A 1,085-nucleotide genomic window follows, 5' to 3' on the forward strand; every position below is an offset into this window, starting at 1 on the left:
GCGCTGACGGCCGGCACGATCGTCGCCTTCACGACGGTGCAGGCGCGGTTGCTCATGCCTCTCATGGGGCTCATGCGCGTCGCGCTCGACGTGCAGACGTCGTCGGCCTTGTTCGCCCGCATCTTCGAGTACCTCGACCTCACCCCCGCGATCGCCGACGCCCCGGACGCGATCCCGGTGTCGGCCGCCCCCGGGCCCGTCGGCCGCATCGAGTTCCGCGACGTCGTGTTCCGCTACCCCGATGCACCCGAGCAGGCCCGACCGACCCTCGACGGGGTGTCGTTCGTCGTGGAGCCGGGTCAACACGTCGCGTTCGTCGGTCCGTCCGGCGCGGGCAAGACGACGATCCTCTACCTGACGCCGCGCATGTACGAGGCGAGCGGGGGAGCGGTGCTGTTCTCCGGGGCGGACGTCCGGGGCCTCGAGCGCGCGTCGATCATCGACGACATCGGCATCGTCTCGCAGGAGACGTATCTCTTCCACGCCTCGGTCCGCGAGAACCTGCGCTACGCGAAGCCGGACGCGACGGATGCCGAGATCGAGGCGGCGTGCCGGGCGGCGAACATCCATCACGTCATCGCCGGGTTCGAAGACGGGTACGACACGATCGTCGGGGAACGCGGTTATCGACTGTCCGGCGGCGAGAAGCAGCGCATCGCGATCGCGCGCGTCCTGTTGAAAGACCCCCCGGTGCTGCTGCTCGATGAGGCGACGAGCGCGCTGGACACGGTGTCGGAGCGCATCGTGCAGGAGGCGCTCGAGACCGCGGCCCACGGCCGCACCATGCTGTCGATCGCGCACCGGCTGTCGACCGTCATCGGTGCCGACCGTATCCACGTCGTCGACGCCGGCCGCATCGTCGAGTCGGGCACGCACACCGAACTCCTGGCCGCGGGCGGACTCTATGCGGGTCTTGCGGCCGAGCAGTTGGCCGCGTCCTTCGTCCTCAGCGAGGAAGAACGCGACCGCGCCGACCTCGGGCGTCCGGCTCTCGCGTCTCGCCGAGGCGACCAGCCTCCGGCGTAGCACGGGCGTCCGCGGGTCGCGTCGGCTCGCGTCGGGGTGTGCCGGCGTCGGGGTGTGCC

1 protein-coding gene is annotated in these 1,085 nt (G+C 70.8%); it reads left to right on the plus strand.

Annotation, left to right across the window (positions count from 1 at the left end; genetic code table 11):
• Window positions 1-1,026 (plus strand): ABC transporter ATP-binding protein (locus D8Y23_RS16575; RefSeq protein ID WP_128219109.1); only part of this gene is annotated, 1,026 nt, incomplete at its 5' end.
• Between the last annotated feature and the right edge of the window lie 59 nt (window positions 1,027-1,085).

Origin of the sequence: Microbacterium enclense, from assembly GCF_004022425.1 — a bacterium.
GTDB lineage: Bacteria > Actinomycetota > Actinomycetes > Actinomycetales > Microbacteriaceae > Microbacterium > Microbacterium enclense_A.